Below are 4,975 nucleotides of genomic sequence, written 5' to 3' on the forward strand. Positions count from 1 at the left end.
GTCGAGGTCGGGGTGGTGGTCCAGATGATCGGCGAGCCGGGCGGCCTGGGCGTGCAGCGCCTGCTGGGATCGTGCTGAGATCACCCACGGCACCACCGGAACCGCACGATCCGCGTCCGATGTCACGGTAAGCGATGCCCGCGGTGTGGGGCTCGTGCCGGATGCCGTGTCGTCCTGGTCTGGTGCTTGTTCGAGGATGACGTGGGCGTTGGTGCCGCTGACGCCGAAGGCGGAGACGGCGGCGCGGCGGGGGTGGCCGGTTTCGGGCCAGGGGCGTGGTTCGGTGAGGAGTTGGATGGTGCCGGTGGTCCAGTCGACGTGGGGGGTGGGCTGGTCGATGTGGAGGGTTTGGGGGAGGTGCTTGTTGCGGATGGCTTGGACGGTTTTGATGATGCCGGCGACGCCGGCGGCGGCTTGTGCGTGGCCGATGTTGGATTTGAGGGAGCCGAGCCATAGGGGCTGGTCGGTGGGGCGGCCTTGTCCGTAGGTGGCCAGGAGGGCTTGGGCTTCGATGGGGTCGCCGAGGGTGGTGCCGGTGCCGTGGGCTTCGACGGCGTCGACGTCGAGGGGGCCGAGTCCGGCGTTGTCGAGGGCGTGGGTGATGACGCGTTGTTGTGAGGGGCCGTTGGGGGCGGTCAGGCCGTTGGAGGCGCCGTCTTGGTTGATGGCGGTGCCGCGGATGACGGCCAGCACGCGGTGGCCGTTCTTGTGTGCGTCCGACAGGCGTTCGACCAGTAGCAGGCCGACGCCCTCGGCCCAGCCGGTGCCGTCCGCGGAGGAGGAGAACGCCTTGCACCGCCCGTCCGGCGCGAGCCCCCGCTGCCGCGAGAACTCCGTGAAGCCGATCGGGCTGGCCATCACCGTGACGCCACCCGCGAGCGCGAGGTCGCATTCCCCCGTACGCAGCGCCTGGACGGCCAGGTGCAGCGCGACCAGCGACGACGAGCAGGCGGTGTCAACGGTCACGGCCGGGCCCTCGAACCCGAAGGTGTAGGCGATGCGCCCCGACAGCACGCTGCCCAGGTTGCCGATGGCCAGGTATCCCTCCAGCTCGTCGGGCACCTGCGGCAGCCGGGAGCCGTACGTGCGGTCGGCCACCCCCGCGTACACCGCCGTGCGGCTGCCTTTGAGGGTGGTGGGGTCGATGCCGGCGCGTTCGAAGGTTTCCCAGGCGACTTCGAGGAGGAGGCGTTGCTGGGGGTCGCTGGCGAGGGCTTCGCGGCGGGAGATGCCGAAGAAGTCGGCGTCGAATCCGGCGATGTCGTCGAGGAAGCCGCCGTGGCGGGTGTAGGAGGTGCCGGGGTGGTCGGGGTCGGGGTCGTACAGGGCGTCGAGGTCCCAGCCGCGGTCGGTGGGGAACTCGGTGACGGCGTCGCGGCCCTCGGCGACCAGGTCCCACAGGTCCTCGGGGGAGGCCACCCCGCCGGGCAGACGGCAGCCCATCCCCACGATCGCGATCGGCTCGCGCGACTTCGCCTCGATCTGCCGTAGCCGCCGCTCGGCCTGCTTGGTCTCCGCGATCGAACGCTTGAGATATTCGCGCAGCTTTTCGTCGTTCGCCATCAGGAATCAGCCCCTGTCCAGGAGGTCGAAGAGTTCGTCGTCGGTGGCGGAGTCGAGGTCGAGTTCGGCGTCCGGGTCGTCGTCCTCGGCGGCCGTGTCGAAGCGCGCCAGCAGCGCGCGGAGCCGGGAGACGACCTCGCCGCGCTCGTCCGGTTCGGCGAGCAGGCTCGCTTCCAGCCGCCGCAGCGCGGTCAGCGGATCGTCCGCCGGCTTGTCCTCGCCGTCCGTCTCGGCGTCGCCCAAAGCCGTCAGGATGTGCTCGGCCACCGCGGTGGGCGAGGGGTAGTCGAAGATCAACGTGGTCGCCAGGGGCAGCCCGGTCGCCGCCCGGAGCCGGTTGCGCAGGTCGACGGCGGTCAGCGAGTCGAGACCCAGCTCCTTGAACGCCCTGGCCGGCGCGACCGCCTCGCCGTCGGAGTGCCGCAGCACCGCGGCGACCTCCGTACGGACGAGATCGAGCACGGCCTCGCGGCGCTGTGCCGGGTCGAGTCCGGCGAACCGCCGCGCGGGCGACGGCGCACCGGGGGCGGCGTCCTCCACCGAGCCGCCCACCCCGGACGTACGGGAGGCGTCGAGCCAGTAGCGGGTGCGCTGGAAGGCGTAGGTGGGCAGGTCGGCGCGGCGCGGTTCCGACCCGGCGAGGGCGACGCTCCAGTCGACCGGAACGCCCCGCACGAACGCCTCGGCGAGCGAGACGAGGAACCGTTCCGGCCCGCCCTGGTCGCGCCGCAGCGTGCCGGTGACCAGCGCCGGTGCGACGCCCGCGGCGTCGAGGGTGTCCTCGATGCTCGACGTGAGCACCGGGTGCGGGCTGATCTCGACGAACGCGCTGTGGCCACCGGCCGCCAGCGCCCGGGTGGCGGCCTCGAACCGCACCGGCCGGCGCAGGTTGGCGTACCAGTACTCCGCGTCGAGCTCCTCGGGGCCGACCCAGTCACCGGTGACGGTCGACAGCATCGGCACGGTCAGCTCCCGGGGAGCGACGGGGGACAGCGCCTTGACGATCTCTTCCTCGATCAGCTCCACCCGGGCGGAGTGCGACGCGTAGTCGACCGAGATCCGCCGGTTGCGCACCCCCTCGGCGTCGAGCGCGGCCAGCAGCTCCGTCAGGGCGCCCGCTTCGCCCGACACGACCACGCTGCCCGGCCCGTTGACCACCCCGACCGACAGCCGCCCGTCCCAGGCCGCGATCCGGGCCTCGGCCTCCTCCAGGGGCAGGGCGACCGACGCCATCCCGCCGTCGCCCGACAGGGTACGGATGGCCTGACTGCGCAGGGCCACCACGCGGGCGGCATCGCGGAGCGACAGGCCCCCCGCCACCACCGCCGCGGCGATTTCTCCCTGCGAGTGGCCGACCACGGCGTCGGGACGCACGCCGTACGACTGCCACAGCTCGGCGAGCGAGACCATGACGGCCCACAGCACCGGCTGGACCACGTCGACCCGGTCGAGCCCCGGCGCGCCGGGGACGCCCCGCACCACGTCGAGCAGCGACCAGTCCACGAACTCGGCCAGCGCCCGCCCGCACTCGGTGAGCCGCTTCGCGAACACCGGCGCCGTCTCCAGCAGCCCGGCTGCCATGCCGGGCCACTGCCCGCCCTGCCCGGGGAAGACGAACACGACCTTGCCGGTCACGTCGGCCGTGCCGCGTACGACGTGGTCGGGCAGGGCGCCGTCGCGGGTGAGCGCGGCCAGCCCGGCGGACAGATCGGCGGACAACTCGGCGCTGCTCGGCGCGACCACGACGGCGCGCTCGGCGAACAGCGCCCTGGCCGAGACGAGAGAGTGCGCGACGTCGACGGGATCGAGGTCCGCACGGCCGTCCAGGTACGTCGCGAGGCCGACGGCCTGGCCACGCAGCGCCTCGGGCAGGTGCCCGGACAGCACCCACGGCACGGCGGGCGGGGGCGCGGGCGCCTTCCTGGCCGGCTCCTCGGCGGCCGGGGGCTGCTCCAGGATCACATGCGCGTTCGTACCGCTGACCCCGAACGACGAGACCGCCGCCCGCCGGGGGCGGCCGGTCTCCGGCCAGGGGCGAGTCTCGCCGAGCAGGCGTACGGCGCCGCTCGACCAGTCCACGTGCGGGCTCGGCTCGTCGATGTGCAGCGTCTTCGGCAGCACGCCGCCGCGCATCGCCATGACCATCTTGATCACCCCGGCGCCGCCCGCGGCGGCCTGGGTGTGCGCGATGTTCGACTTCAGCGAGCCGAGCCACAGCGGCCGGTCGGCGGGCCGGTCCTGGCCGTACGTCGCCAGCAGCGCATGCGCCTCGATGGGGTCGCCGAGCGTCGTGCCCGTGCCGTGCGCCTCGACCGCGTCCACCTCCGACGCGGCCAGCCCGGCGTTGGCGAGCGCCTGCCGGATGACCCGCTGCTGGGACGGCCCGCTCGGGGCGGTGAGACCGTTGGAGGCCCCGTCCTGGTTGACGGCCGAGCCGCGGACGACCGCGAGCACCGGGTGCCCGTTCCTGCGCGCGTCCGACAGCCGTTCGAGGAGCAGCAGGCTCACGCCTTCTCCCCAGCCGGTGCCGTCCGCGGAGGAGGAGAACGCCTTGCACCGCCCGTCCGCCGACAGGGCCCGCTGCCGCGAGTACTCGACGAACGTGGCGGGCGACGACATCACCGCGACGCCGCCCGCGAGCGCGAGGTCCGACTCGCCCGTACGCAGCGACTGGGCGGCCAGGTGCAGGGCGACAAGCGAGGACGAGCAGGCCGTGTCCACCGTCACCGCGGGGCCCTCGAAACCGAAGGTGTACGCCACGCGTCCCGAAGCGACGCTGCCCGCGCTACCGTTGATGAGATATCCCTCCAGGTCGCCGGGGACCTCCTGCAGCCGGGGCGCGTAGTCGTGGTACATCACACCCGCGAAGACCCCGGTGCGGCTGCCCTTGAGCCGCTGTGGGTCGATCCCCGCCCGTTCGAACGCCTCCCACGCCACTTCGAGCAGCAGCCGCTGCTGCGGGTCCATCGCGAGTGCCTCCCGGGGCGAGATGCCGAAGAAGGCGGCGTCGAAGTCGGCGACGTCCCGCAGGAACCCGCCGTGCCGGGTGTATGAGGTGCCGGGATGGTCGGGATCGGGGTCGTAGAGCCCTTCGAGGTCCCAGCCCCGGTCGGTGGGGAACTCCGACACCGCGTCGCCGCCGCTCTCCACGAGTCGCCAGAGCGCCTCGGGCGATTCGACGCCGCCGGGAAGCCGGCAGGCCATGCCGACGATGACGACCGGGTCGTCGGCCAGGGCCCCGATCGCCGCCGTTTCGGCCCGTACGGGTGCCTTCTCCGTACGGACGCCTCCGAGCAGGCCGTCCAGCAGATCGGCGATGGCGCGGGGGGTGGGGTGGTCGAAGGTGAGGGTGGCGGGGAGGCGGAGGGTGGTTGTGGTGGTGAGGCGGTTGCGGAGTTCGACGGCGGTGAGG

2 protein-coding genes are annotated in these 4,975 nt (G+C 73.1%); both read right to left on the minus strand.

Features of this window, described 5'->3' with window-relative positions; all coding sequences use genetic code 11:
* Nucleotides 1-1,563, minus strand: a 1,563-nt coding sequence (locus tag FLV34_RS38720) for a type I polyketide synthase (protein ID WP_187280864.1), incomplete at its 3' end; no start/stop codon positions are given.
* Between the two features lie 6 nt (nucleotides 1,564-1,569).
* On the minus strand, nucleotides 1,570-4,975 hold a 3,406-nt coding region (locus FLV34_RS38725; RefSeq protein ID WP_261986076.1), incomplete at its 5' end, for a type I polyketide synthase.

The sequence above is a fragment of the Microbispora sp. CSR-4 genome (assembly GCF_008033685.1).
In the GTDB taxonomy this organism is placed as follows: Bacteria; Actinomycetota; Actinomycetes; order Streptosporangiales; family Streptosporangiaceae; genus Microbispora.